The sequence below is a fragment of the Marinobacter sp. PE14 genome (assembly GCF_053566155.1).
In genome coordinates this window covers 839,333-864,924 of the sequence record NZ_JBQXNY010000001.1, presented here as the reverse complement: position 1 = coordinate 864,924, position 25,592 = coordinate 839,333, and the positions used below count along the sequence as shown (strand labels likewise).

23 protein-coding genes and 3 tRNA genes are annotated in these 25,592 nt (G+C 57.4%); 10 read left to right on the top strand and 16 right to left on the bottom strand.

The window, feature by feature from the left end; translation table 11 throughout:
• The first annotated feature begins 236 nt into the window (after nucleotides 1–236).
• Nucleotides 237–1,643 (top strand): 3-oxoacyl-ACP reductase, encoded by a 1,407-nt coding sequence (locus tag ACWJ62_RS04135; RefSeq protein ID WP_449285046.1) that lies wholly within the window; start codon nucleotides 237–239, stop codon nucleotides 1,641–1,643.
• Between the two features lie 41 nt (nucleotides 1,644–1,684).
• On the opposite strand, the gene ACWJ62_RS04130 is transcribed toward ACWJ62_RS04135, so the two are convergent.
• The 6 genes from ACWJ62_RS04130 to ACWJ62_RS04105 form a co-directional block, all read right to left on the bottom strand.
• A tRNA-Val gene (locus ACWJ62_RS04130) sits at nucleotides 1,685–1,760 on the bottom strand.
• A gap of 18 nt (nucleotides 1,761–1,778) precedes the next feature.
• Nucleotides 1,779–1,855 (bottom strand) — tRNA-Asp (locus tag ACWJ62_RS04125).
• Nucleotides 1,856–1,922: 67 nt separating this feature from the next.
• Nucleotides 1,923–1,998 (bottom strand) — tRNA-Val (locus ACWJ62_RS04120).
• 161 nt (nucleotides 1,999–2,159) lie between these two features.
• Nucleotides 2,160–2,417 carry a hypothetical protein gene (locus tag ACWJ62_RS04115; protein WP_449285045.1) on the bottom strand — a complete coding sequence of 86 codons (258 nt, stop codon included), beginning with the start codon at nucleotides 2,415–2,417 and terminating at the stop codon, nucleotides 2,160–2,162.
• 49 nt (nucleotides 2,418–2,466) lie between these two features.
• Nucleotides 2,467–3,339 (bottom strand): DUF2846 domain-containing protein, encoded by an 873-nt coding sequence (locus tag ACWJ62_RS04110; protein WP_449285044.1) that lies wholly within the window; start codon nucleotides 3,337–3,339, stop codon nucleotides 2,467–2,469.
• 140 nt (nucleotides 3,340–3,479) lie between these two features.
• The gene (locus ACWJ62_RS04105; RefSeq protein WP_449285043.1) at nucleotides 3,480–4,460 is read right to left on the bottom strand and encodes a hypothetical protein; all 981 of its coding nucleotides are present in this window, start codon (nucleotides 4,458–4,460) and stop codon (nucleotides 3,480–3,482) included.
• A 296-nt stretch (nucleotides 4,461–4,756) separates the two neighbouring features.
• Between ACWJ62_RS04105 and purE the strand changes: the two genes are divergently transcribed.
• The 6 genes from purE to ACWJ62_RS04075 all read left to right on the top strand — a co-directional run bounded on the left by purE (nucleotide 4,757) and on the right by ACWJ62_RS04075 (nucleotide 12,027).
• Nucleotides 4,757–5,248: a 5-(carboxyamino)imidazole ribonucleotide mutase gene (purE, locus tag ACWJ62_RS04100; RefSeq protein WP_449285042.1), complete on the top strand. Its 492-nt coding sequence runs from the start codon at nucleotides 4,757–4,759 to the stop codon at nucleotides 5,246–5,248.
• 42 nt (nucleotides 5,249–5,290) lie between these two features.
• Nucleotides 5,291–6,409, top strand: coding sequence for a 5-(carboxyamino)imidazole ribonucleotide synthase (locus tag ACWJ62_RS04095; protein WP_449285041.1), 1,119 nt, complete (start codon nucleotides 5,291–5,293; stop codon nucleotides 6,407–6,409).
• Nucleotides 6,410–6,480: 71 nt separating this feature from the next.
• Nucleotides 6,481–7,059: a superoxide dismutase [Fe] gene (sodB, locus tag ACWJ62_RS04090; protein WP_008171376.1), complete on the top strand. Its 579-nt coding sequence runs from the start codon at nucleotides 6,481–6,483 to the stop codon at nucleotides 7,057–7,059.
• Between the two features lie 285 nt (nucleotides 7,060–7,344).
• Complete coding sequence (locus tag ACWJ62_RS04085) at nucleotides 7,345–9,405, top strand: putative bifunctional diguanylate cyclase/phosphodiesterase (RefSeq protein WP_449285040.1); 2,061 nt, start codon at nucleotides 7,345–7,347, stop codon at nucleotides 9,403–9,405.
• A gap of 22 nt (nucleotides 9,406–9,427) precedes the next feature.
• Nucleotides 9,428–10,015, top strand: a complete 588-nt coding sequence (locus ACWJ62_RS04080; RefSeq protein WP_449285039.1) for a LemA family protein — start codon at nucleotides 9,428–9,430, stop codon at nucleotides 10,013–10,015.
• Nucleotides 10,016–10,026: 11 nt separating this feature from the next.
• On the top strand, nucleotides 10,027–12,027 hold the full coding sequence (locus ACWJ62_RS04075) for a M48 family metallopeptidase (RefSeq protein ID WP_449285038.1): 2,001 nt from the start codon (nucleotides 10,027–10,029) through the stop codon (nucleotides 12,025–12,027).
• A gap of 4 nt (nucleotides 12,028–12,031) precedes the next feature.
• Here ACWJ62_RS04075 and gspD read toward each other — a convergent pair whose 3' ends face one another.
• From gspD to ACWJ62_RS04045, 6 genes are all read right to left on the bottom strand, one after another.
• Entirely contained in the window at nucleotides 12,032–13,981 is a 1,950-nt protein-coding gene (gspD, locus tag ACWJ62_RS04070) for a type II secretion system secretin GspD (protein ID WP_449285037.1), read from the bottom strand.
• 32 nt (nucleotides 13,982–14,013) lie between these two features.
• The gene (locus ACWJ62_RS04065; protein WP_449285036.1) at nucleotides 14,014–14,865 is read right to left on the bottom strand and encodes a type II secretion system protein N; all 852 of its coding nucleotides are present in this window, start codon (nucleotides 14,863–14,865) and stop codon (nucleotides 14,014–14,016) included.
• 1 nt (nucleotide 14,866) lies between these two features.
• Nucleotides 14,867–15,658 carry a type II secretion system protein N gene (gspN, locus tag ACWJ62_RS04060; protein ID WP_449285035.1) on the bottom strand — a complete coding sequence of 264 codons (792 nt, stop codon included), beginning with the start codon at nucleotides 15,656–15,658 and terminating at the stop codon, nucleotides 14,867–14,869.
• 133 nt (nucleotides 15,659–15,791) lie between these two features.
• A complete protein-coding gene (groL, locus tag ACWJ62_RS04055) occupies nucleotides 15,792–17,444 on the bottom strand; it encodes a chaperonin GroEL (RefSeq protein WP_449285034.1) in 1,653 nt (550 codons plus the stop codon).
• Nucleotides 17,445–17,522: 78 nt separating this feature from the next.
• Nucleotides 17,523–17,810, bottom strand: a complete 288-nt coding sequence (gene groES, locus ACWJ62_RS04050; RefSeq protein ID WP_053112533.1) for a co-chaperone GroES — start codon at nucleotides 17,808–17,810, stop codon at nucleotides 17,523–17,525.
• A gap of 193 nt (nucleotides 17,811–18,003) precedes the next feature.
• On the bottom strand, nucleotides 18,004–18,552 hold the full coding sequence (locus tag ACWJ62_RS04045; RefSeq protein ID WP_449285033.1) for an FxsA family protein: 549 nt from the start codon (nucleotides 18,550–18,552) through the stop codon (nucleotides 18,004–18,006).
• A gap of 159 nt (nucleotides 18,553–18,711) precedes the next feature.
• Between ACWJ62_RS04045 and ACWJ62_RS04040 the strand changes: the two genes are divergently transcribed.
• Complete coding sequence (locus ACWJ62_RS04040; protein WP_449285032.1) at nucleotides 18,712–19,473, top strand: SDR family oxidoreductase; 762 nt, start codon at nucleotides 18,712–18,714, stop codon at nucleotides 19,471–19,473.
• Between the two features lie 95 nt (nucleotides 19,474–19,568).
• Here ACWJ62_RS04040 and ACWJ62_RS04035 read toward each other — a convergent pair whose 3' ends face one another.
• The 3 genes from ACWJ62_RS04035 to ACWJ62_RS04025 form a co-directional block, all read right to left on the bottom strand.
• Nucleotides 19,569–19,880: an MGMT family protein gene (locus ACWJ62_RS04035; RefSeq protein WP_449285031.1), complete on the bottom strand. Its 312-nt coding sequence runs from the start codon at nucleotides 19,878–19,880 to the stop codon at nucleotides 19,569–19,571.
• A 37-nt stretch (nucleotides 19,881–19,917) separates the two neighbouring features.
• Nucleotides 19,918–21,261 carry an AmpG family muropeptide MFS transporter gene (locus ACWJ62_RS04030; RefSeq protein WP_449285030.1) on the bottom strand — a complete coding sequence of 448 codons (1,344 nt, stop codon included), beginning with the start codon at nucleotides 21,259–21,261 and terminating at the stop codon, nucleotides 19,918–19,920.
• A 78-nt stretch (nucleotides 21,262–21,339) separates the two neighbouring features.
• On the bottom strand, nucleotides 21,340–21,822 hold the full coding sequence (locus tag ACWJ62_RS04025; protein WP_449285029.1) for a YajQ family cyclic di-GMP-binding protein: 483 nt from the start codon (nucleotides 21,820–21,822) through the stop codon (nucleotides 21,340–21,342).
• A gap of 170 nt (nucleotides 21,823–21,992) precedes the next feature.
• Here ACWJ62_RS04025 and ACWJ62_RS04020 point away from each other — a divergent pair, with 170 nt between their 5' ends.
• Both ACWJ62_RS04020 and ACWJ62_RS04015 read left to right on the top strand, forming a co-directional pair.
• Nucleotides 21,993–22,964 carry a response regulator gene (locus ACWJ62_RS04020; RefSeq protein ID WP_449285028.1) on the top strand — a complete coding sequence of 324 codons (972 nt, stop codon included), beginning with the start codon at nucleotides 21,993–21,995 and terminating at the stop codon, nucleotides 22,962–22,964.
• Nucleotides 22,965–23,310: 346 nt separating this feature from the next.
• On the top strand, nucleotides 23,311–24,336 hold the full coding sequence (locus tag ACWJ62_RS04015) for an AraC family transcriptional regulator (protein WP_449285027.1): 1,026 nt from the start codon (nucleotides 23,311–23,313) through the stop codon (nucleotides 24,334–24,336).
• Here ACWJ62_RS04015 and ACWJ62_RS04010 read toward each other — a convergent pair.
• A complete protein-coding gene (locus ACWJ62_RS04010; RefSeq protein WP_449285026.1) occupies nucleotides 24,333–25,544 on the bottom strand; it encodes an argininosuccinate synthase in 1,212 nt (403 codons plus the stop codon). The two genes, ACWJ62_RS04015 and ACWJ62_RS04010, sit on opposite strands and share 4 nt — an antisense overlap.
• Nucleotides 25,545–25,592: the final 48 nt, after the last annotated feature.

The window sequence follows — 25,592 nt, the reverse complement described above, 5'->3', positions numbered from 1 at the left end:
CAGGGATGGCGCGACCGAGCCCTACAGGGACGTATTCACGGGCGTGTTTTGGGAAGCCCAACCCCATTGCTCCCTGCACCCAACCTGAAAACAAGTTTAGCGAGAACACCAAGTGCCTCATTGGCACCCCTGACAACACCCTACAGGCATTGAGTCAATCCAAAAACTATCCGATTCTTTACCCTGTAGGACGATTCGCATCCAGCAACCCGAATGCAAACACAAGGAAGCCAACCATGTCTGACCTCTATCTTAGAATAGTTAATACCCCGGTAGGTAAAACCGCCGCACAATCCCTGGGCCTGCCAGCACCCGTGCCCCTAAAGCGCCTCAAACGCACCGACCAGCCATTTATCGAAGGCGACGTACTCGTTGGTGCAGCCGGCGGAGGCAAAGCCATCGCGGCAATAGGAAGCACCCTCAGCGCCAGTGCAGCCACATTGCACCACGCCAGCGGGAATGAACGACTGAAAGACTCATCCAAGGCCGGCAACAAAGCCCGACCCATGGACCTGAATTCGGAAATCGACTGCAAATTCTCGGCCCTGGTGTTCGACGCCACCGGGTTAAAAGGACCCGACGACCTCCGGGCCCTTTACGATTTTTTCCACCCCACCATCAAAAAACTCGGCGGCAACGCCCGGGTTCTGGTCATTGGTCAAAACCCCGCCACTTGCAGAAAGGCGCCCCAGGCCGCTGCCCAACAGGCCCTGGAAGGCTTTGTTCGCAGCATCGGCAAGGAAATCGGAAAGAAAGGCTCTACCGCAAACCTGCTATGGATGGCACCGGGCGCCGAGCAGCAACTGGAATCCAGTGTCCGGTTTTTCCTCTCCGCGCGCTCTGCCTACGTGTCCGGCCAGGTGGTCAAGATCGGCAAAAGTGATTCATTACCTGCAACCAACCCCGTCGCTCCCCTGACTGGAAAAGTTGCCCTGGTTACCGGGGCCTCCCGTGGCATCGGCGCAGCTATTGCAGAAACCCTCGCAAGAGACGGCGCCACGGTTATTGGACTCGACATTCCGCCTGCCATGGAAGATCTGCAAAGAGTCACATCCGCCATCAACGGCAAGGCACTGGCTTGCGATATTACTGACGAAAAGGCGCCGAAGCTCATCGCCGACTTCATCGATGAACATTTTGGCGGAGTGGACCTGGTCATTCACAACGCTGGGATTACTCGTGACAAAACCCTTGGCAATATGCCCGAGCACTTCTGGGATATGACCATTGCCGTAAACCTGTCCGCCGAGGAATTGATCGACGAAGAGCTGGCCAAGCGAGAACTGATGAAAGAGAACGGCCGCATCGTCTGCATCTCCTCCATCAGCGGCATTGCCGGGAATTTCGGGCAGACCAACTACTCAACCGCCAAGAGCGGCGTGATCGGCTACGTGGAAGCCATGGCCCGGCAACTGAAGAATGGCGTAACCATCAACGCTGTTGCCCCGGGTTTTATCGAAACCCAGATGACCGCAGCCATGCCGGTGACCATCCGCGAGGCCGGTCGCCGGATGAACAGCCTCTCCCAGGGCGGGCAACCCGTTGACGTGGCCGAAGCCATCGCCTGGTATTGCAGTCCTGCGTCCAACGGGGTGAACGGCAACGTGGTGAGGGTCTGCGGCCAGTCGTTGATTGGCAAATAAAAAAAGGGCCGATCCTTTCGGATCGGCCCTTTTCGGAATTTTGGTGGGTGGTACTGGGATCGAACCAGTGACCCTCGCCTTGTAAGGGCGATGCTCTCCCAGCTGAGCTAACCACCCGGGGATACTGCTTAAAAATGGCGGAGCGGACGGGACTCGAACCCGCGACCCCCGGCGTGACAGGCCGGTATTCTAACCAACTGAACTACCGCTCCGCATCAATTCCGACCCTCGGGCCCGAACCTGAAACCGGATGGGGTTATCCGGTGATGCATTTGAAAGTGGTGGGTGGTACTGGGATCGAACCAGTGACCCTCGCCTTGTAAGGGCGATGCTCTCCCAGCTGAGCTAACCACCCACTTTCAAGCCTTTCAAAGGCGCTCACTTGCCTGGCAGCGATGCTGTCTCAACCAAGTGAGAGGCGCATTTTAAGCATTTGGCTGGCGGTGTCAAATATTTTCCCGGAATTTTATAGAAAAACCTGCAAGCCATTAAAAAGCGTACAGTTTTTAAGCAAACCTACTTCCTTGCAGCGGTCTTACGCGTCGCTTTTACAGCCCGCGGGGCCGGGCGATCCTGCCCCGCCTGCTGGGCCTTCTCCTGCAAAGAAAGTTCGCTGACACGGCTGCGCCGGTCGTCCGGAACCGCTCGGTTGGCAAGAGAGCAGTTCAGATCGTCCAATCGTTTCTGCAGGTCACCCCAGCTATCCAGCAGCTGGGGAACGACATCATCCGCCAGTTTTTCGAATCTGAGTCGAAGAGAATCCTTGAGAGCCATTGTTTTTAATTTTCCCGAGTCATTCACCTGCCATCAGTGTAGTCAGCACTCAGAAAATCCACCAGCCGCCTCCAGATTCTGCTTCTTCTTTGCGCTCTCGCTCCATCTCCAACTCCGCGTATTCCTGCTCCAGCTTCTTAATCTTGCGATCGGCTTCAAGTGGCACGGCTGGGCCACCACCGAACGGCCAGAACCAGGAAGTCGATTCGTACTTGCCCTCCTCCTTCAGGCGCTCGATCTCGAGCTCACGCTCCTCCTCCAGCAGCACCAGTTGCCGCTCGTAATCCAGGTCTTCATTGACTTCGACGATCGAGGTAGCTGCATGGTTCGGCGCCAACAGATCACTGTTAAGAAAACGGGTGGAAACAATCTCCTCTGCCTGCATGGCATATTCCCGCGTCACCAGTTGGAGGTCACCTTGCGCCAGAGGGTGATCCGGATCCAGATCCGGATGCCGTTGGCCCGGTTCCGAAAGCTCGTTATAACGCAGGTAATAGATCTGGCCTGGCTCAACGTCCAGCGTGGCATCGGCGATCAGGCTCAGACTGAAGGAGTTCATACCCTCCAGGCCCAGCAAAGGTCGGCGCATAGCAATGTGGCGCTCTCCGGGGCTTACCTCCAGCCAGGTGAAGCTGTCGTTACGGATGTTGAAATAGTGGGTGTCGTCTATGTAAACACTGGGCGCTTCGATTTCATCAGCCGCCCATTGGGAGTGTGTCCTGTAGAAGTACAGCACCGCGTTGCGACGATCCCAGCTATCGTTGTCGATATGAACGAAATCATGCCCGGAAACCGGATGCAGGAACGACCCGACGCTTTTGCCGATGGACTGATAAACCGTACAGCCCGACAACGCCAGCAACAGCCACACCACCGCCAGCAGCCGGGGAACGAGAAAAACGGAAGGCACTCGGGTTTTCATTGTTGTTAACTCTTCATCCTGATTGCGAGTTGCCTGATCTTAACAACTGCACAAAAACAGAAATGAGAGCTACCGCAAGGGATGGCTACAAACCGTTACAAAACCCGAAATGCCGATTACTGGAACGCGCTACCGGCCAATTACTGCCCGCTGATCTGGCTCCGCAACTGATTCACTTCTTCAGACAGCCGAACCAGACGGGAGGTCAGTTGCGACCGCGAGGCATCGATAGACTCAACCGTGCGCTTGAGACTGGCCACCTCATTACGAAGTGCCTGAGCCCGGCCATCATCGGCCAGCTCATCGGTCTCCCGCTCCAGGGCCGAGATCCGGCCCTCCATGCCGCTGATTCCCAGCTTCTGCTCCTGCTCAAAACGCCGGATACGGCTCTCGATCACCTGATCCACATCCGCCAACTGCTGACTCAGTTTCGTCAACTGATCCGTCGCCTGCCGGTTGGAATCCTGCAGCGCTGCAATCGACGTCTCCGTTTGTTGTTTCAGGGCTTCCATATCGGCGGAAAGCGACGACCGGACCTTTTCGACAGACGCCTCAAGCGAACCAATGGCCTGTTTGCCCTCCGCAAGGCCGGATTCCAGCGCGGCAATCCGCTCCTGCTGTTCATCCAGGCGCTTCTTGTTGCGTTCATTGGCAATGGCCCAGAGTTTCCGGATCTCACTGTCCGCCGTATCAAGCCGCTTGGTGTGTGCCGCTATCTGCTCCTCCAGGGTCGCTCCCCGTTCCTGCAGATTCTCGCCCGTCTCCGAAAGCTCACCCTCAAACCGCGCCAACGCCAGCTTACTCTGCCGCGCCCAGTAATCCGCCTCCTCGAGCTGTCCTTCCAACGCCTGAACCCGTTGCTCCTGCGAATACCAACCAGCCCCGGCCGCCACGGCCAGCACGATCAACAGCACCCACAGCATCGCCGAGCTGCCGCGACCATTGCCGCCGCTACCCCCGTTACCGCCCTTGCCACCTTTGGGAGGCTGCGCAGGCGCCGACGGTTCGCCTTTCCTACTTGAAGATGGCCTGGGCTTTCTCTCTGCCGGCTTCTTCGGCTCGGCACTACCAATCGGTCGTTCAGCCCTCAACTCATCATCATCTGGACGGATGGGTTCCATTACAGCTCCTGACTATGGACGGTTAAAACAATAAGGTCTGATAATACCTGTACTTACTCGCAGGTAAAAATGAAGCTGCGCTCATGCCGAATCTCCCAGAGCGCTCGGGGCGGAGTTGTGAGGCCTTTTCCGGAAATGTCTGAAGCCAAGGATGGCTTCAGACAAGCGCACAGGGATGTGCTCGTAGCGGTTTCCGGAAAAGGCCTCTCAACTGCGCCTTCCGCCGAGCTTTGTTGCATGGTAAGTAGGCAAAACATACAATGGCCGGCTTTCCAATTATCACAGGACTGTTGCATATGCAGCCGCTTGTAGGACTCATCATGGGCTCCAAATCCGACTGGCCCACCATGGAACACGCCGCCACCATGCTCGAAAAACTTGGCGTGGCCTATGAAACCAAAGTCGTCTCGGCCCATCGTACCCCGGATCTGCTGTTTGACTACGCCAAATCCGCCGCAGACCGCGGTTTGAAAGTCATTATCGCCGGCGCCGGCGGCGCAGCGCATCTGCCCGGCATGGTTGCCTCACAAACCGCCCTGCCGGTCCTGGGAGTACCTGTTCAGTCCAAAGCCCTGAACGGCCTGGATTCACTGCTTTCCATCGTCCAGATGCCAGGCGGCATCGCTGTCGGCACTCTGGCCATTGGCAAAGCCGGCGCCACAAACGCAGGCTTGCTGGCAGCACAGATTATCGGCACCTCAGACGACAGCGTACGCAAAGCTGTTGAGCAGTTCCGGGCCACACAGACCGAAACGATTCTGGACAACCCTGACCCGCGGGACCAGTAAGGCAATATTCGAGCAATGCCTGGCACAGGCAGGAGACCACACATGAGAATTGGTGTACTGGGCGCCGGCCAACTGGGACGAATGCTGGCACTGGCCGGATACCCACTGGCCAAGACCTTTGTTTTCTATGACATGTCCGGCAGCCCCAGTGCCGGCCTTGGTGAAGTCATCATCGATCGCGAGGGCCAGTACCTGGATGATTTCCTCTCCCGGGTCGACCGCGTTACCTATGAGTTCGAACACCTGCCGGTAGACGTGGCCGAGAAAATTGCTGCTCATAAACCGGTTCACCCCTGCCCCCGAGCGTTGCAGGTGTGTCAGAACCGAGAAGCGGAGAAGACCCTGTTCGGCGAGCTTGGCATCCCCACGCCAGAATGGAAAATTGCCGATAGCGCCGCCTCATTGAAAGCTGCGGCCGAGGAACTTGGCTGCCCGGTGGTAGCGAAGTCCAACACCGAAGGTTATGACGGCAAAGGCCAGGCAGTCCTCAAATCGCCTGAGGAAGCCGAGGCCGCCTGGGCCTCCATCGGCCACCCTAGCCTTATCGTGGAGAAGTTTGTCGACTTCCACCGGGAAGTGTCGATTATCGCCGTTCGCGCTGAAGACGGTGAGCTGGCGTTCTACCCGATGGCGGAGAACACTCACCATGAGGGGATTCTGCGCTACTCCATTGCGCCTGCTCCGAAGCTCGAGAAGCACGTTCAGGAAGATGCGGAGCGGTACATCAAGGCACTACTGAACGAATTGGACTATGTCGGCGTACTAACGCTTGAGTTGTTCGAGACAACCGATGGCCTGGTAGCCAACGAGATGGCGCCCAGGGTTCACAACTCGGGGCACTGGACCATCGAAGGCGCGATGACCAGCCAGTTCGAGAACCACATCCGCGCGGTAAGCGGGCACCCTCTTGGCAATGTTGCGCCACGTGGTTTGAGCTGCATGATCAACATCATCGGAGAGCACGGCGACATCGAGCGAATCCTCGAACTGCCCTATGCCCATGTTCATCTCTATAATAAAGGTGAACGTCCGGGCCGGAAGCTGGGCCACGTGAACATACTGGCCGACAGCTACGAGGAGCTTGTATGGCGGGTAAAGAACTGCGCGCAGTTCCTGCCTGGCAGCCCCGAGTTTAAAAGTTCTTTAACACCAAAGGGTTGATCTGACTCAAATCGACCCTATATTGGGGTAACGCACATCAACATAAACAGAGAGACAGGGAGAACGACCTCATGGCATTTGAACTTCCCGCACTGCCTTACGAAAAGAACGCACTGGAACCGCACATCTCTCAGGAAACGCTTGAGTACCATTACGGCAAGCATCACAACACCTACGTCACCAAGCTCAATGGCCTGATCGAAGGTACGGACAACGCCAACAAATCTCTTGAAGACATTATCAAGAGCGCCAGCGGCCCGCTGTTCAACAACGCCGCACAGGTTTGGAACCACACCTTCTACTGGCATTGCCTGAGCCCGAACGGCGGTGGTGAGCCCACCGGTGCTGCCAAGGAAGCCATCGAGAAGGCTTTCGGATCTTTCGAAGATTTCAAGAAAGAATTCAATGACAAAGCCGCCAACAACTTCGGTTCTGGCTGGACCTGGCTGGTGAAAAAAGCGGACGGCACCGTTGCCATCGCGAATACCAGCAATGCTGAAACGCCGTTGACCGGTGCCGACAAGCCGGTACTGACCGTCGACGTCTGGGAGCACGCGTACTACATTGACTATCGCAACTCCCGCCCGAACTACCTGGAAGCTTTCTGGAACCTGGTGAACTGGGATTTCGTAAACGAAAACCTGGCCTGATCCCGGCCTCGCTTCCAGACACAGTCTAAAGCGACTGTGATCAAGCGCCCGCTTCTGGCGGGCGTTTTTGTGTCTGCATTACCCAAGCAATTACAATTTGATACAAGCACACTCTGAAATCTTTGGAAAAATCGCCGATACTCCATGAAGATATCGCGAACCTGAACCATACTTGGAAACAACAATCAGGGTGAGCCCCCACGCACATCACCCAAAGTGCGACACCTTTGCCCTGAACCTTGCAGACCCAGCGGCTCTGCAAAAACCGGAACAAGACAGGCTTGAATGCAAAACTCCTTCGAGGTTGAACATCGCCTGGGCTATCGAATCTTACGGTGGATTCTTGTGGTGGCCCTTGTCAGTGGCGTCGTTGTCAGCGCCATACAGGTCATCCTGGACGCCCAACGTGTGTCCAGAGGATTGGATAGCGATGCCAAGCAAACCATCGCGATGGTGAAAGACGCAGCCACCCAGGCAGTGTTCAGCATTGACGCCGAACTTGCACAACAAGTCGTGGACGGCCTCTTTGCCAAGGAGGCCGTCTATATGGCCCGCATCGTCCACCCTGACGGCGACCCGCTGGGAGATCGCAGCCGTCCACTCCAGGAAACTGCTTTCCGCCCGGTAACCGATCCGATTTTTGACGCCGATCGGCTCTATCGGGAACCGCTTTTCCGTGAGGGTAACCCGGAAGACGTCTACGGCTTTCTTGACGTTCACTACGACACCGCGGCAGCAGCCCGCACCTGGCTGGACAGGGCTGCTGTCACTTTCGCTTCCGGCATAGCGACAGCTCTCATTCTCGGGATGGTGTTGTTCTATGTATTCCACCTGCTTCTGACGCGCCCCCTCCTCAGAATTGTCAATTCCGTGAGACAGGTGGATCCTGCCCACCCAGATGACCGCCTGGTCACCACGCCATCCGGCCACCAGAGTGACGAACTTGGCCTCTGGGTCAACGCAACGAACAACCTTCTGGTCGCCATTGGCGACAGCCAGAAACGCCATCGCGAAGCGGAGGACCGGGTAAGCCGTCTCTCACGTTACGACCAGCTCACTGGCCTGCCCAGCCGGGATACCTTCATGGAGTTGCTGGTGCGAGATATTGAGGACGCCGCCAAGCGCAACGCCCAACTGTCGCTGATCGTCTGCGGCATCGACGATTTCAAGTCGGTGAACGAGCAGTGCGGTTTCCGGTCCGGGGACCTTATTCTACAGAGCGTTGCCGACCGGCTGACCAACAAACTGGATAATGCCCGCTTCACCATTGCACGCCTCGGCAGCGACCAGTTCGTGGTTGTCCAAAAAGGGCTTCGGGACGGGTTCCAGGCTGCAGATACAGCTGAGCGAATCCTGGCCTGTGTCAATGAGCCCATGCTGGTTGAAGACCAGAACATCTCAATCAGCGCCACCCTGGGGGTCGCCCTGTATCCCTCCGACACCAGCAAGGCGGACCGACTGCTTCAGAGTGCCGAGCAGACCATGACGCTGGCCAAGCAGAACGGCCACAACCACTTCCAGTTCTATGTCGCCAGCATTGACCAGGAAATCCGGGACCGGAAGCAGCTGGAAAAGGATTTGTCCCAGGCTCTTGGCAATCACCAGCTTCACCTGGTTTACCAGCCCCAGATTAATCTGGAGAGCAAACGGGTAATCGGGGCAGAGGCATTGTTGCGTTGGGAGCACCCGACTCGTGGCACGGTCCCCCCCGACTTCTTCATTCCAGTGGCCGAAGCAAACGGCTCTATCGTAGAAATTGGCCAGTGGGTTCTGGACCAGGCCTGTTGGCAGGCGGCGCGCTGGGCCTCGGACGGCTCGCCGCTTCGTATTGCTGTTAATCTCTCGGCCGTTCAGCTGCGCCAGGAAAGCATTGTCGATGATATTCTCGATACCCTGCGACGACACAAGATACCGGCCGGTCGGCTGGAGCTGGAGGTAACAGAAACCAGCTTCATGACGAACCTGTCAGACGCCGTAGCCAAACTCCACAGGCTCAACAAGGCGGGGATAAGCATCGCGGTGGACGACTTCGGAACCGGCTATTCGTCCCTGACCTACCTCAAACAGATGCCGGTACAGCATCTGAAGATCGACAAACAGTTTATCCGGGATCTGCTGGTCAATGAGGAGGATACCCGAATTGCCAACACCATCATCGATCTAGGCAAGAGTCTGAATCTGTCAGTGGTTGCTGAAGGGGTGGAAACGGCAGAACAGGAATACTACCTGAGTCAGCGCGGCTGCCAGCTGGCCCAGGGTTATTTCTTCAGCAAGCCATTGCCGCCGCGTGAATTTGAGACCTTCGTTAAAGGTTTTCACGAGCAGATCGTGGAAAATAACCTCTGAACCACTACCTCTAGGAGTTGCCATGGGAACCACCGTTATCGGCCTGATCGTTATCGCCGTCGTTGTTTTCTACCTGGTCTTTATCTACAACCGCCTGGTTTCCCTGCGCAACCAGTTCAAAAACGGGTTTGCCCAGATTGATGTTCAACTGCAGCGTCGGCACGACCTTATTCCGAACCTTGTGGAAGCGGCAAAAGCCTATCTGACCCACGAAAAAAGCACCCTCACTCAGGTGATGGAAGCCCGCAACAATGCGGTCAGCGCCCAGAAAGATGCCGCCAAGGACCCCGGTGACGGAACCAAGATCCAGCGCCTGGGCAGCGCCGAAAATCTGCTCACCAAGGCGCTCGCAAATTTCTACGCCGTAGCTGAGAACTATCCGGAGCTGAAGGCCAACGAAACCATTCAGCAACTGATGGAAGAACTCTCCAGCACCGAGAACCGGGTCGCCTTTGCTCGCCAGGCCTATAACGACGGCGTCATGAGCTACAACATTTTCCGGGAGCAGTTCCCCAACAATGTTGTCGCCGGCATGTTTGCGTTCAAGGAAACGTCGCAACTGGAACTGGAATCGCCGGAAGCCCGCCAGGCACCGAAAGTGGCCTTCTGAGGCCCTGAGGTATGGCTCATCCCGGTTTCTTTCAGCGCCAGGCCCATGCCCGGCGCAACACCACTCTTCTGGTATTCCTTTTCCTGACGGCGGTCGCGTTCATTACGCTCGCCGTCTGTCTTGTCGGTTATTTCGTGACCCGCAGCGAATCTTCGGGCCTCGCCTTTCACCACTGGCTGCTCTCCAACCATGGCCTGCTAACGGCCGTTACCGTGGTGGCGCTCATTGTTCTGGGCTCTCTGCTCCGTTGGGTTGACTTGGCCGGCGGTGGCGACCGGGTGGCCAAAATGGTCGGCGCCAGGCCCATTGACCCCGACACCCGGGACAGTGACGAACGCAAGCTGCGCAACATCGTTGAGGAAATGGCCATTGCCAGCGGTGTCTCGGTACCGGAACTCTATGTGATGGATCAGGAGACCGGCATCAACGCTTTTGTCGCGGGCTATACGCCGGGCGAAGCCGTTATGGTCGTCACCCACGGCGCTATTACCCAGTTGTCGCGGGACGAACTCCAGGGTGTGGTCGCTCACGAGTTCAGCCATATTTTCAACGGGGACATGCGGCTGAACGTCCGTCTCATTGCCTTGCTCGCCGGCATCCTGATGATCGGACAGATTGGCGGCTTCCTGCTGCGCGCTTCCTTTTACCGCGGCCACCGGGTGGGCCGATCGCGGGACGGACGGGCCCAGGCGGCCATGGGCATCATTGGCATCGCCCTATTCGTGATTGGCTATGTGGGGGTATTCTTTGGCCGGCTTATCCAGGCGGCAGTATCCAGACAGCGGGAGATGCTGGCAGATGCATCCTCAGTGCAGTTTACCCGCAACCCCGAGGGTATCGCCGGGGCCCTGTTCAAGATCGGTATGAAGGGCGGTTACCTGGACACCACCAGCCACGCCAGTGACATGAATCACATGTGTTTTGGCGAAAGTGCGCGGATGAAGTTTACCTCTTTGCTGGCATCTCACCCGCCGATTGATGAGCGAATCAATGCCATTCAGCCCGGCATGCTGGCCAGATTACGCAGCCGGCTCAGGGATACCGAACCAGGCGCCGACCTCTACCGTGGTGGCTCTGCGCCAGCACCGGAAGCAGGCGCTTCGGGGTTTACTGGCGCGGCAACCGACATCCTCGGGCCGGTTACCGGCCGGAGTGGCAGAACCTCACCGCTTGCATCCAGCCCGGAAAAGACCATAAAGCCTGCCCGGAAATTTTCAGATCAGGTCGGAACTATCAACCGGCAAAGCGAAGATTTCGCTCTGCGTTTTCTGGAGCGCCTGCCAGCCACCTTCCGAAACCTGCTGTACACCCGGGCCGGGGCCACGCAGCTCTGCTATGCCATGCTGATCAGTGAACTGCCGAGTCCACAGCAAACGGAACGGCTGAACCTGCTGCCGGCACACCCGGTATTGGGCAGCCAGCCGGATTTACTTGAGAAACTGCTGCCGGCACTGAAAACCATCGGCGATGGCGTCCGTTTCCCTGCCCTGGAACTGGCCATGCCTGCCCTTCGCAAGCTGGACCCGGAAGAGCGGGAGTTGCTCATTACCAATGTCCAGAAACTGGTGGCGGCGGATAACCGGGTTACCCTGTTTGAGCTTGCCCTGACAAGCTTCCTGTCACGCCATCTGGGCGACGAAGCGGCCAGGGTGGTACCCGTGCGTTACAAGAGCTACAAACCGGTCATGCCGGCCCTGAAGAGGCTCCTGAGCCTGATGGCAAGGGCTGGGTCTGCGTCCCAATCTGACGCCGAGAAGTTGTATCGGGAGGCCATGGCCGGCTTCATGAATGCCAAGGATGGAGTGGAGCCGGTTCTGGAGAAAGTCACCATGCGCCAGCTACGGGAAGCGTTGACTGCGTTGAACGGTCTCTCACCGCTGCTGAAACCGGCAATCATTGATGCCTGTGGGCACTGCATTACCCGCGACGGCAAAGTGGAAACCCGGGAGTACGAACTGATGCGGCTGGTGGCGGACCAGATGGATTGCCCGATGCCGCCACTGGCTCTCTGAGCGCTTACTGTACCCGGGTGCTACCGTCTTCAAACAGGGCGTCCACTGTCGGACGCTGCTCTTCGGTGGGGATGCCGAGCTTCTCCCGGATGTTCAGATTGACATCCCACAGCTGATTGAACTTGTCGGAGGTAGCCGCAACGGCCTCTTCCTTGCCCAGCATGATTTTGGGCCGCAGGAACACCAGCAGGTTGCGCTTAACCCGGCGCTCGGATTCCGAGGAAAACAAACGCCCGATAAACGGAATGTCACCCAGCAGGGGCACCTTGCTCTTGTTGACCTGATAATCATCCCGGGTCAAACCGCCCAACACAATGGTCTCGCCATCATCCGCCAGTACGGTGGTCTTGATTTCCCGCTTGTTGGTGACGATATCCGAGGCGTTCTCGATGCTGTCTGCCACGCTTTCTGTGGTCTGCTCTACCACCAGACGTACCAGGCCATCGGCACTGATAGTCGGGGTTACCTTGAGGGTCAGGCCGATATCGCGACGCTCGATGGTGGTGAACGGGTTGGTGGTGCCATCGCCGGTGACGGTGGACTGGCCAGTGCGGAAAGGCACGTTCTGGCCAACGATAATCTCGGACTCCTGGTTATCCAGGGTAATGATGCTTGGCGTGGACAACAGATTCGCTGCGGCGGACGTGGACAGCGCCTGGAGGAGGACTCCCCAGCTCACACCATTTTCGTTCCGTTGGCCGGCGCCGACCGTGATGCCGCCGGTGGCAGGTGTAATGGCTGAGCCGGTCAGAATTGCGCTCAGCACCTCGCCGAGGCTGCGACCCACATTACCAAAGTTGGAACCGATCACCGGCGTGGATTCACCAGACTCGTCAGCCACAGCAATCTGTACGCCCAGATCCTGGCCCAGTTCGTCACTGATCTCGACAATGGCTGCCTCAATCATCACCTGGGCACGACGCACATCCAGCGCTGCGACAATCTGTTCGGCCTCCTGCATCAGAGACGGCTCACCGCGAACCACCAGCGCGTTCAACCCCTCATCCGCAAACACGGCAAAGCTGCTTTGCGGTTTGGCGGCACCGCCGCCTCCCGAACCTGTTCCCTCTTTAACCAGCTCACCCATGACACCCTTCAGAATCTCAGTCAGGTTTTTGGCATCGGCGTGTTTCAGTCTCAGGACCTTGGTGGTGCCGCCGGTGGCAGACGGCTGGTCCAGTTGTCGAATCAGGCCGCGCATCTTTTCGCGGAAGGTCTCATCGCCTCGCAGAATAAGGCGATTGCTGCGCTCATCTGCGGTGACGCTGTATTTTCTGGCGGCATTGTCACCGCCGGCCCGGCCGAGTTCATCCGGAGCCAGTTCCTGCAGCAGGGTCACCATATCACCCACCCAGGCTTCCTGAAGCTGGATGACTTCCACTTCGTATTTGGACGGGCTATCCAGCTCCCGGACAATCTGTTCGATACGCTGAATGTTGGACGAATGGTCGCTGATGATTAGCGCGTTGGCGGCGGCCACCCCGGCCAGATGGCCGTATTTCGCCACCAGCGGGCGCAGAATCGGCACCAGCTCCAGAGCGTTGGCGTTGTCGATCTGGATAACCCGCGTGATCAGCTGCTCGGAGGGGGTTTCGGGAAAGCGCTCCAGACTCTCCGCCGACTGTTTGGCATCAACCTGCTGAACCACCTTGATCACTTCCTGTCCGGGGATGGCGGTAAAGCCGTGAACATTCAGAACCGCCAGGAACAGATCGTAAATTTCGTCCTTGTTCATGGGCGCGCTGGAAAGCACCGTCACCTTGCCCTTCACCCTTGGATCCACCACAAAACTGTAACCGGTAATGTCGGCCACCTGGGTCACGAAAGCCCGGATATCGGCGTCTTTCAGGTTCAGCCGCCATGTCTCGGCTTCCTGCCCATGCGCCATGGACATAAAGGGAAGGAGAACAAGCAGGACAATGGCCCGCAAAACATTGATCTTGTGGTTATACATCTGGCGATTTCGTCCTGTTTCGATGAACCCGGTCAGCGCCACTGCTCGGGTATGGCATAACTGATGGTGAGGATGGATCCGTCACGCTCGATTTCTATCTCCAGCTGGGCCTGGCCGCGCCAGTTCTCAAGCAGGGCCTTATCCTGGCTGATATCGCCCAGCCGCTGTCCGTTGATAGCCGTTATCACGTCTCCGGCCTGCAGGTTGACGGCGTTGAGCATGGCGTTAGAGCCGTCGTACACATAACCGGACATGCCGCTGTTGTCCACCGGGCTCAACCCGAAAGGCGCCAGCGCGGCAATGCCCTGGCTATCAATCTGTTCACGGGCGCTGGCCAGGAACTCATCCGGTGATGATTCTGCCGGCTCCTCGGTCACTTCTGCAACCAGTTCGGACGACTGTTCCTCGAAAGTCAGGGATTCGTATCGCCCACCCCGACGAATCAGAACACGCCCGGGTTCCACTTCCGCCAGCTCGGCATTGCCGGGTAACACTTCCCCAACCCGGTAATACGCGGTTTCACCATTGCTTCCAGCAACTATAGCACCAGAGTCCTCCGGGCGCTGTGCTACCAGTACCCCTTCCAGTCGAAGCCGAAGACGAGTCTCCGGGGCCGAGCGGCGAACGGCTTCAGCCACCTCGACCGGTCGCTCAGACCGCCCGAAGAAATCGTAAACGGCCATGGACGTCGTCAAACGGCTACCGCCGGGCAGACTGCCTGCCCCGGCTGCGACCGGAGCGTCTGGAACCGGCCTGTCATCCCAGGCATACAACCAGGTCATCCGGGCGAGAGTAATGGCCAGATAAACCACCAGCACCAGCAGCAACAGATTGGCCAGGATCCGGGAAATGCGGCCCTGGGCCGGAATACTCAACAACGCCATATCATCGCGCCCCCGGTATGAGAGGCTGGCGTACCCGGAATACGACATCGCCGGGGCTGGCAGAATCCGGCCAGGGCTGGCCCGCGAGATCCACCATACGCTTGTAGACACGCAGTTCCATCATTCCGTTCCAGAACACGGTGGCATCTGCTGCCGGCCCCTCCCCGCCCTGCTCGGACACGGTCAGCGCCACACCACCCTGGGAGGTATCCATCGTTGCCTGCATGGGCGGAAACTCGGCCTGCCCCCGCTGATCTCCCATAGGCCAGGTCACCAGGCCGCCATCCCAGCGACCCAGGCCTTCCGCCCGGGTAATCCGGTTATCGGCCCATGCCATAGTCAGCCGGTCGATCATGACGTCGCCTTCAATCATGGCGCCGCCGCTCTTGCGGATCAGTTCTTCAAACTCGGCCACCGTGACACGTCCACTGGCATCAAGCTGGGCACTCGCCGGCCAGCCGACCGTAACATCGCCTTTGAGCGAGGACTGCGATGATTCCAAAGAAATTCGGGCTGGCCATTCGAGGCTGGTGACCGACGGCATATGAAGACGCCAATCGACACGCACCGGGAAACCGGCGACCACAACCCCGGCTTCGCCATCCCAGAGTTTGCCGGCAACCTGCTGAACTTTTACCTGGGGAGGCAGAGATACATGGGCAGAGGCTTGCTGCCAGACCCATCCCGCAGGTACCAGAAAGACCAGTGACAGCAGATAAACCAGAGCGCCCAGCAGCAGGAGCAGAAATACCTTGCCGGGGCGGAGAAAGGATTTGGGTTCAGCGTCACTCATTCGGCGTTGCACAGATAATGGACCGGAAGCCGAGTCTAGCAAAGGCATGGGGCAAGTTCATGACAAAAAAACAAAAACCCCGCGTTAGCGTGAACCAACGCGGGGTTTTTTAGGGGCCAGGATCAGGCCGGCATTACATCATGCCGCCCATGCCTCCCATGCCGCCCATTCCGCCCATGTCCGGCATACCGCCGCCGGCAGACTCGTCCTGCGGCTCGTCCGCAACCATCGCCTCGGTGGTGATGATCAGGGAAGCAACAGAAGCAGCCGCCTGCAGCGCGGAACGGGTCACCTTGGCAGGATCCAGGATACCCATTTCCAGCATGTCGCCGTAGGCCTCGGTCGCAGCGTTGTAGCCGAAGGAGCCTTCGCCGTCGCGAACCTTGGCAACCACTACAGAAGACTCACCGCCTGCGTTGTATACGATCTGACGCAGGGGAGCTTCCATGGCACGGCGCAGGATGTTCACACCGGCTTTCTGCTCATCGTTGATAGCATCTACCTTGTCCAGAGCCGCGATGGCACGGATCAGGGTAACACCGCCGCCCGGCACAATGCCCTCTTCTACCGCAGCGCGGGTAGAGTGCAGCGCGTCTTCAACGCGGGCCTTCTTCTCTTTCATTTCCACTTCGGAACCGGCACCAACCTTGATCACGGCAACACCGCCAGCCAGCTTGGCAACGCGCTCCTGCAGCTTTTCCTTGTCGTAGTCGGAAGAGCTGTCTTCGATCTGCTTGCGGATCTGCTCAACGCGAGCTTCGATGTCCGCTTGTGCACCAGCACCGCCGATGATGGTGGTGTTTTCCTTGGTGACGTTAACGCGTTTGGCTGTGCCAAGGTCATCCAGGGTGGTGTTCTCAAGAGTCAGGCCGACCTCTTCAGAAATCACGGTGCCACCGGAGAGGATCGCGATGTCCTGCAGCATTTCCTTGCGACGGTCACCAAAGCCAGGCGCCTTAACGGCGTTGACCTTCACAATGCCACGCATGTTGTTCACTACCAGAGTGGCAAGTGCTTCGCCTTCGATATCTTCTGCGATGATCTGCAGTGGCTTACCAGCTTTGGCAACAGATTCCAGCACCGGCAGCAATTCGCGGATGTTGGAGATCTTCTTGTCTACCAGCAGGATGTACGGGTCTTCCAGCTCGGCAGACATGCTGTCTTGGTTGTTAATGAAGTACGGAGACAGGAAGCCACGGTCGAACTGCATACCTTCAACCACGTCCAGCTCGTCTTCCAGGCCGCGGCCTTCCTCAACAGTGATCACGCCTTCCTTGCCAACCTTCTGCATCGCATCGGCAATGATCTTACCGATGGTCTCGTCGCCGTTGGCAGAGATGGTGCCAACCTGAGCGATCATCTTGCTGTCGTCGCAGGGCTTGGCCATCTCGCGGATTGCCTTCACAGCTTCGGTAGTGGCCTTGTCGATGCCACGCTTCAGATCCATCGGGTTCATGCCGGCAGTAACTGCCTTCACGCCCTCGTTAACGATGGACTGAGCCAGAACGGTTGCAGTAGTCGTGCCGTCACCAGCTGTATCGTTGGCCTGGGAAGCCACTTCTTTCACCATCTGGGCGCCCATGTTCTCGAACTTGTCAGACAGTTCGATTTCCTTGGCGACGGAAACACCATCTTTGGTGATGGTCGGCGCGCCGAAGGACTTTTCCAGAACCACGTTACGGCCTTTCGGGCCGAGGGTCACTCTAACCGCGTCTGCCAGTACGTTGACGCCTGCGACCATGCGCTTACGTGCGCTATCACCGAATTTAACGTCTTTTGCTGCCATGTCTTCTATTCCTGTTCGTTAAACCGAAGTTCTTGAATCAATCGGATTAATGAGAGTTCGTGCGATTCGCCTCAGCGATCACTCAAGCACGCCGTAGATGTCGCTCTCGCTCATGATGAGGAGCTCTTCGCCGTCGATCTTGACGGTGTTACCGGCGTACTGGCCGAAGACCACGGTGTCACCCACCTTGACCGCCAGTGAGCGGGTTTCGCCGTTATCAAGGATGCGACCGTTACCAACGGCAATCACCTCGCCCTGGGAGGGCTTCTCTTTGGCGTTACCCGGCAGCACGATGCCACCTGCAGTTTTCTCTTCTTCTTCCTTACGGCGCACGACAACACGATCGTGTAGCGGACGAATTTTCATTGCTCGGCTTCTCCAATAGTCAGATTAATGTGGCAATGACATTGTTGATGTAAGTCGGATCAGCTAAGCCTGATCCGACAAATTGCCCGGCTGGATAACCAACTGTTTTCAGTGGAAATCAGCCCGCAGCGAACTTGTGGTTTCTATTTGGGGTAGCTGGTAGGTGTTTTCAACACCCGGGAAAGAAATTTTTTCACTTTTTTTCGATCCGGTCCCGATCGGTTTCGGTCTCGTCCTGATACTCGCCTTCGATGATGTCGCCATTGCTGTCCCGATCAAAAGGCCGCTGCCGGCCGAACGGATTCTCCTGGCCGCCAAACGGATCCTGCCCGAACGGATTGGAACCGCCGCCGGCGCGAAAATAGAAGCCGCTGCCACGGCTTTGACCCGCAACGACCATGCGCTTGAGCGCCTGTGCTGCGAGCCAGTGGCGAGTGCCCGGGATCAGGCACAAAAACCCGACCGTGTCGGTAATAAAGCCAGGTGTTAGCAACAGTGCACCACCAATCGCCAGAATCAGACCTTCGGCAACCTCTTTGGCCGGCAATTCGCCACTGTTCAGACGCTGATTGGCCTTCAAAAGCGTTGCCAACCCCTGCTGACGAAGGAGCCAGGCACCGATCACTGCAGTCAACAACACCAGCCCGACGGTATTGAGCACACCAATCATGCCACCCACCTGGATCAATACCGCCATCTCGGCGATTGGCATGATAATGAAGAGAAAAAGGAAAACGGACAAAGTGCCTCCATTGGTTCAGATACTGTCGGGTGACGCTTCGCTAACCCGACAAGGATAAAACCCCACCATAGTCGTATTTGATATACTCCGCGCACAAAAATAACCGCACAGACGCACAGCAACCGTAAAACCACCTGATAACAGTAGTTAGGGCAAAACATGAAACTTCAAGATTCCGTGATTGCAATTACCGGCGGCGGCCAGGGCCTGGGCCGCGCCATGGGTGAATACCTTGCGGCCAAAGGCGCAAAAATCGCGCTGATCGACCTGATGCCTGAGAAGCTGGACGAAGCCGTCACCGCCTGCGTGGCCGCGGGCTCAGAGGCCAGAGCCTACGTCTGCAACGTGGCCAAAGAAGAAGACGTTGAGAAAACCTTTGAAGCCATCGTAAAAGACTTCGGCCACCTCAACGGCCTGGTCAACAACGCCGGCATTCTCCGAGACGGCCTGATGGTCAAAGTGAAGGATGGCGAAGTTGAGCGCCGCATGGAGTTGTCCCAGTGGCAGGCCGTTATCGACGTCAACCTCACCGGCGTCTTCCTCTGCGGCCGCGAAGCCGCCACCCAGATGATCAAGAATGGCGATCAGGGTGCGATCATCAACATCGCCTCCATCTCTCGCGCCGGTAACATGGGCCAGAGCAACTACTCCGCTGCCAAGGCCGGTGTCTCTGCCCTGGTTCCGGTGTGGGCCAAAGAACTCGCCCGCTACGGCATCCGCTGCGCCGGTATCGCCCCCGGGTTCATCGAAACCGAAATGACCGCCTCCATGAAACCGGAAGCCCTGGAAAAAATGGCCGCCGGCATTCCACTGAAGCGCATGGGCAAGCCCGAAGAGATTGCCTCGGCTGCGGCGTTTATTTTCGAGAACGACTATATGTCCGGGCGGATGCTTGAAGTGGATGGGGCTCTGAGGCTGTAACCTGGTAGCAAGGCTGAGCGACAAGTGTCGGATTACGGCTTCGCCTAATCCGACCTACTCTCAATCCAATTTATGGTTGCTTTGCCTATTCCGGCCTACGGTTGCCATTGGAATCGGCGCATGGGGACTCGGCCATTGGTGACCTCCACGCCCTCACTCTTCAATCTGCCAACCTGAGTTTCATAGGCATCCGAGCGTTCCGGAAACGCGATCTGGCCGTTGCTGCGGATAACCCTGAACCACGGGATATTATGACCGGCAGGCAATTTTCCAAGGGCCCGGCCTATGTACCGGGCCTGGCGACCCAGGCCGGCCATGGCAGCTATCTGGCCGTAGCTGGCTACCTGGCCAGCCGGGATTGCGGCGACGACTTGCCAGATTTTTTGGTCCTTTGTTGGTTCGGACATGATTTAGGCGTCTCGTTTCTTGTCGGATTACGCTTCGCTAATCCGACCTACTTTCTGCTTCTGCATCAGGCTTTGATTCATGCCTTGGCGCCAACACATCCAGTCGATGGCCATTTCGGATCATGAAAATGGCCAACAGAATGGCAGGCACGCCCATTATGCCGGCCACCAGGAAGAATTCCGCATAACCGAAGCCCGCCACAACAATGCCGGAGAAACCACCCAGAAACTTGCCTGGCAGGGTCATCAGGGAACTGAACAGTGCGTACTGCGTGGCCGTAAACGAGGCACTGGTCATGCTGGAAAGCCAGGCAATCAGGGCAACATTGGCAATACCGCCACTGAGGTTATCGGCGCTCACTACGGCGGCCAGGGTAACGATGTTGGGCGGGTATTGGGCCAGAACGACAAACAGAAGGTTGGTGGCGGCGGTCATGATCGCCCCCAACAGAAGAATCCGGCGAACCCCGTAGCGAACCACCATAACCCCGCCAACCAGCGAGCCGGCAATGGTCATGAAGAAACCGAAGATCTTGGTCACGTCCGCGACCTGGGTTTTGCTGAAGCCCATGAAGTCCAGGTAGAAGGGATTGGCCATAACGCCCATGGCGATGTCGGAGATCCGGTAAACGGCAACCATGAGCAGGATGACCAGAGCCAGCTCCTTGTACCGGCGAAAGAAATCCAGGAACGGGCCAGCCACGGCGGCGTAGAACCAGCCAACCAGCCTCGCCAGGCGGTGATTCAGATGGGTGCGTTTGGCGGCCTCCTGCTCGATCTTGTGAGCAATGTCCTGGGCGGCGGCAAAGTGGTTCACGGTCGGCTCGCGAACGATCAAAACCGTCAACGCCCCAACGCCCACGAGGGCCGCCATCACTTCGTAAGAGACCTGCCAGGACCAGAATTCCGCCAGGTACAAAGCACCGGCGCCCGCCACCAGAAGCGCCAGACGGTAACCGAAGATGTACGTCGCAGCCAGGGCGGCCTGGAGCCGCTCCTCGGCAATCTCGATGCGATAGGCATCAATGGCCACATCCTGGGTGGCGGACGAAAAAGCCACCAGCAAACCACAGAGGGCCATCATTTCCGGCGCTGCCGTGGCATCCACATGGGCCATCAGATACAGCCCCGTGGCGATCCCCGCCTGCGCAAAGATAATCCAGCTTCGTCGTTTGCCCAGCAGCCGGTCGAGCAGCGGCAGTTTCAGGCGGTCCACAACCGGCGCCCAGAAAACCTTGATGGAATAGGTAATACCAAGCCAGCTGAAAAACCCGATAGTGGCGGTTTCCACCCCGACATCCGCCAGCCGCGCATTCAGCGTGGAAAACACCAGCAGGAACGGCAAACCCGCCGAAAAGCCCAGGAATAGCAGGGCAATCACCTGCCAACGGGTGTAGGTGTGGAGCGTGTCCCGGATCAGGGTCAGGCGGGTGCCGGTTAAGATGGCGAAGCCTCCGGATCAGTCGCGGAAATTATTGAACTGCAGCGGGATATCCAGCTCAGCTTCCCTGAGCATGGCAATGGCTTCCTGGAGATCGTCCCGCTTCTTGCCGGTCACTCGCACTTTGTCGCCCTGGATACTGGCCTGGACCTTCATCTTCTGGTCCTTGATCATCTTCACAATCTTCTTGGCCATATCGGTTTCAATGCCCTGCTTCAGCAGCAGGTGCTGTTTGACCAGCTTGCCGGACTTGCTGTCGCCATCTTCCGCCAGGGCACGGGCGTCGATCTTGCGTTTTGCAAACGCCATCCGCAGCATGTCCATCAACTGCTCCAGCTGAAACTCCTGCTCCGCACTAATAGTGATGCCCTTGTCATCCAGCTCGATATTCGCCTCGACATTCTTGAAGTCCCATCGGGTTGCCAGGTCTTTCTTGGCCTGATCCACCGCATTGGTCACTTCGTGCATATCGATTTCTGAAACAATGTCAAAAGAAGGCATGGTCGTTATTCTCCGTTAAGCTAAGCGGGTATACTGACAAATTGCTGAAAACGGGGTCAGATGAAAGCGTTCATCTGACCCCACCTTCGGCGCCCGATTGATTTGCAGGGAATCATACCAACCTGCAGCATACACCGCACCTGACAACGGACTGCTAAAAGTAGATAACAATGCCAAATCTGGACCTTCCCATCCTGGTAGTAGACGACGCGAAATTCAGCAGTATGGTGGTTGGCCGCACGCTGCGAAATGCCGGATATCGCGACGTACGCATCGTGAATAACGCACCGGAAGCCCTGCAGTTAATCGAACAGCGCCCGGTAAGCGTTCTGATTGCCGACTGGCTGATGCCCGAGATGGATGGCCTTGAGCTGACGGACCAGGTGCGACAACAGGACGAGCAGAACAATCACTACACTTACGTGATCCTGCTCACTGCCCGGGAAAGCGTCGAGGCCCTTTCGGAAGCTTTCGACCGGGGCGTGGACGACTTCATCTACAAGTCCGACATGACCAAGCAACTGATCCCCCGCATCTTTGCGGCAGACCGAATGGCAGACCGCCAGAACACCCTGCTCCGCGCCAACTCGCTGTTGATCGAGAACAACCGGGAACTGGAATCCACCAACATCATTGATCTGGAAACCGGCCTCTGCAACACCAAATACGGTCGCGAGCGGCTGACCAAGATGCTGCGCCACTCTGAATCCCGCGGCGGCTGTTCTGCCTATGTACTGTGCGGCATTCGCAACTGGCAGGAGCTCAAGCGCAAGCACCCGCCTACGGTGATGAGCGAACTGGCCATCGGCATTGCCCGCCGACTGAGCACCCTGATTCGCCCCATAGATGCCCTGTGCCGCGTTGGCGACAACCAGTTCGCCATCATTGCCTACTTCCCCACCAGCGATCACTGCACCACCACCGCTTTCCGGCGCGTGTTCGATGGCATCAACCACAAGGCCCTGAAAACCACGGCCGGCTATATCTCCGTGGAAGCCGGCATGGTGCTGTGCAAAGCCGACGCCCAGAACGGCACACCCTCGATCCAGGATATGGAGCGGGCAGCCGTGCAGGGGCTGGTGGATGCCTATGATACGCGTCGGTTTACCGAGACTGCGCCAGAAGTCAGTGCAACGGCATAATCTGACTGTCGGATTAGCGAAGCGTAATCCGACATCAACGCTCCATTTTCGCGACACACTCCGTAACACTGATACACACTTCACAAACAGACAGGAAGGCACGCAAGCTTTATTCTGCAATTGTGGATTTAAGCAGTATCCCCCATGGTGGAGGAGCCGAGTAGTACCTCCGCCGCCATATGGGGAATCGAATCCACCGGATTAACGAATTTTTCAGGCACTTTCGTTCTTTCCTTGTTTTTTTAGGCCAGCTTTTTAGCTGGCCTTTTTATTTTCCGCTCCAGACGTTTCCGCACCAGTTCCGTTATACTCCAACGATAACGACTCCAAAAACAGTGCTGTAACCATGAAAACCCTCGGAACCGCATCCGTCGCCGCCCTTCGCCAATACGTTCGTGCTGCCGAATCTGCCGGCGTGGATATCAATCGCCTTTTCGACCAGGCCGAACTGGACCCGAACATCCTCGACACCGATGACGGCCGCATCAACGGGGAGCAGTTCCAGCACTTTATCCATTTATTGTGCGAACAAACCGGCAACCCGATCCTGGGCCTGGAAACCGGCGACTTCGTTCAACCTGGCTCCTACAGCGTACTTGGCTACATCACCATGAGCTGCGCCACCCTGGGCGAAGCCGTGGCACGCATTGCGCCGTTTGAGAAACTGGTGGGGGATATGGGAACCACCAGCCTCGCCATGAAAGGCGAAGACATCAGACTGACCTGGAACTGCAACTACACTGATCCCCTGGTCCGCCCGCAACTGGTCGACAACGTCTTCGCCTCCTGGGTGAACTACGCCCGCTGGCTGGCAGATAACCAGGAGGCGTCGCCAAGCTCCGTAAAACTTCGCCGTGCATCTCCGGGTTCAAAGTTTGAAAGGGCCTACCAGGAGCGCTGGCAGTGCCCGATCACTTTTTCAGCCGATGAAGACAGCATCACCCTCAAGAAAAGCCTGCTGGAAACCCGACTGAGACAACCCGATCCCCTGCTCCGAAAAACCCTGGAAGCCCATGCCTTGAGCCAGCTGGCCTCCCTGGATACCGACAGCGACTTAACCTCAAAGGTCCGCCATAGCATTCAGCAACAGCTGATGCACGGCATTACCAGACAAGACATGGTGGCCGAAGATCTGGGCATGACCAGCCGGACTCTCCAGAGAAAACTCGGCCAGGAAGGCGTGTCTTACCAAAAATTGTTGGATGAGGTGCGGCAGAAAATGGCTGAAGACTATCTCCGCAACAGCGAGCTGGCCATTCCGGATATTGCACTGCGGCTGGGATACAGTGAAACCACATCGTTTCACAGGAAGTTCAAAGCGGTAACGGGGAAGACGCCCGGAGAATTCCGGGCGTCCGTAGAGCAGACTTAAAGCTTGCGGCCTTTGCCAGCAGCAATCCGCAGACGCAGAGCGTTCAGCTTGATAAAGCCTTCCGCATCCTTCTGATCGTATGCACCCTGATCTTCTTCAAAGGTAGCAATCTTCTCGTCAAATAGAGAATCCTCAGACTTACGGCCAACCACATCCACATTGCCCTTGTAGAGCTTCAGACGAACGGTACCGTTCACATAGTGCTGTGTCTGATCAATCAGCGCCTGCAGCGCCTCACGCTCTGGTGACCACCAGTAACCGTTGTAGATCACCTCGGCGTAGCGCGGCATGATACTGTCTTTCAGGTGCGCCACTTCGCGATCCAGGGTGATGGACTCAATGGCACGGTGGGCACGCAGCATGATGGTACCGCCCGGGGTTTCGTAACAGCCGCGGGACTTCATGCCCACGTACCGATTCTCGACGATATCCAGACGGCCAATGCCGTTGGCACCCGCCAGCTTGTTCAGGGTTTCCAGAACCACGTGGGGCTTCATGTCCTGACCGTCGATGGCAACAATGTCGCCCTTCTTGTAGGTCAGCTCAACGTAGGTCGGCTCACCCGGCGCGGCTTCCGGAGAGACACTCCAACGCCACATATCTTCCTCGGCTTCCGCCCAGGGATCTTCCAGGTTGATGCCTTCGTAAGAGATGTGCAGCAGGTTGGCATCCATGGAGTACGGGCTCTTGCCCTTCTTCATTTCCACCGGGATATTGCGCTCTTCGCAGTACTGCAGCAGCTTCTCGCGGGAATTCAGATCCCACTCACGCCAGGGTGCAATCACCTTTACACCCGGCTTCAGCGCGTAGGCACCAAGCTCGAAACGCACCTGATCGTTGCCCTTGCCGGTTGCACCATGGGAAATGGCATCGGCGCCGGTTTCATTGGCAATATCTATCAAGCGCTTGGCAATCAGAGGACGGGCAATCGATGTACCCAGCAGGTACTCACCTTCGTAGATGGTATTCGCGCGGAACATCGGGAACACGTAATCGCGCACAAACTCCTCGCGCAGGTCCTCGATGTAGATTTCCTTAACGCCCAACGCCTCGGCTTTCGCCCGCGCCGGATCGACTTCCTCGCCCTGGCCGATGTCGGCGGTAAACGTTACCACCTCACAGTTATAGGTATCCTGCAACCACCGAACGATGACGGAAGTATCCAGGCCACCGGAATAGGCCAGCACCACCTTTTTGATATCAGACATGCCCTTGCTCCAGACTGAACAGAATGGATGTGTTGAAAATAAGGGCGG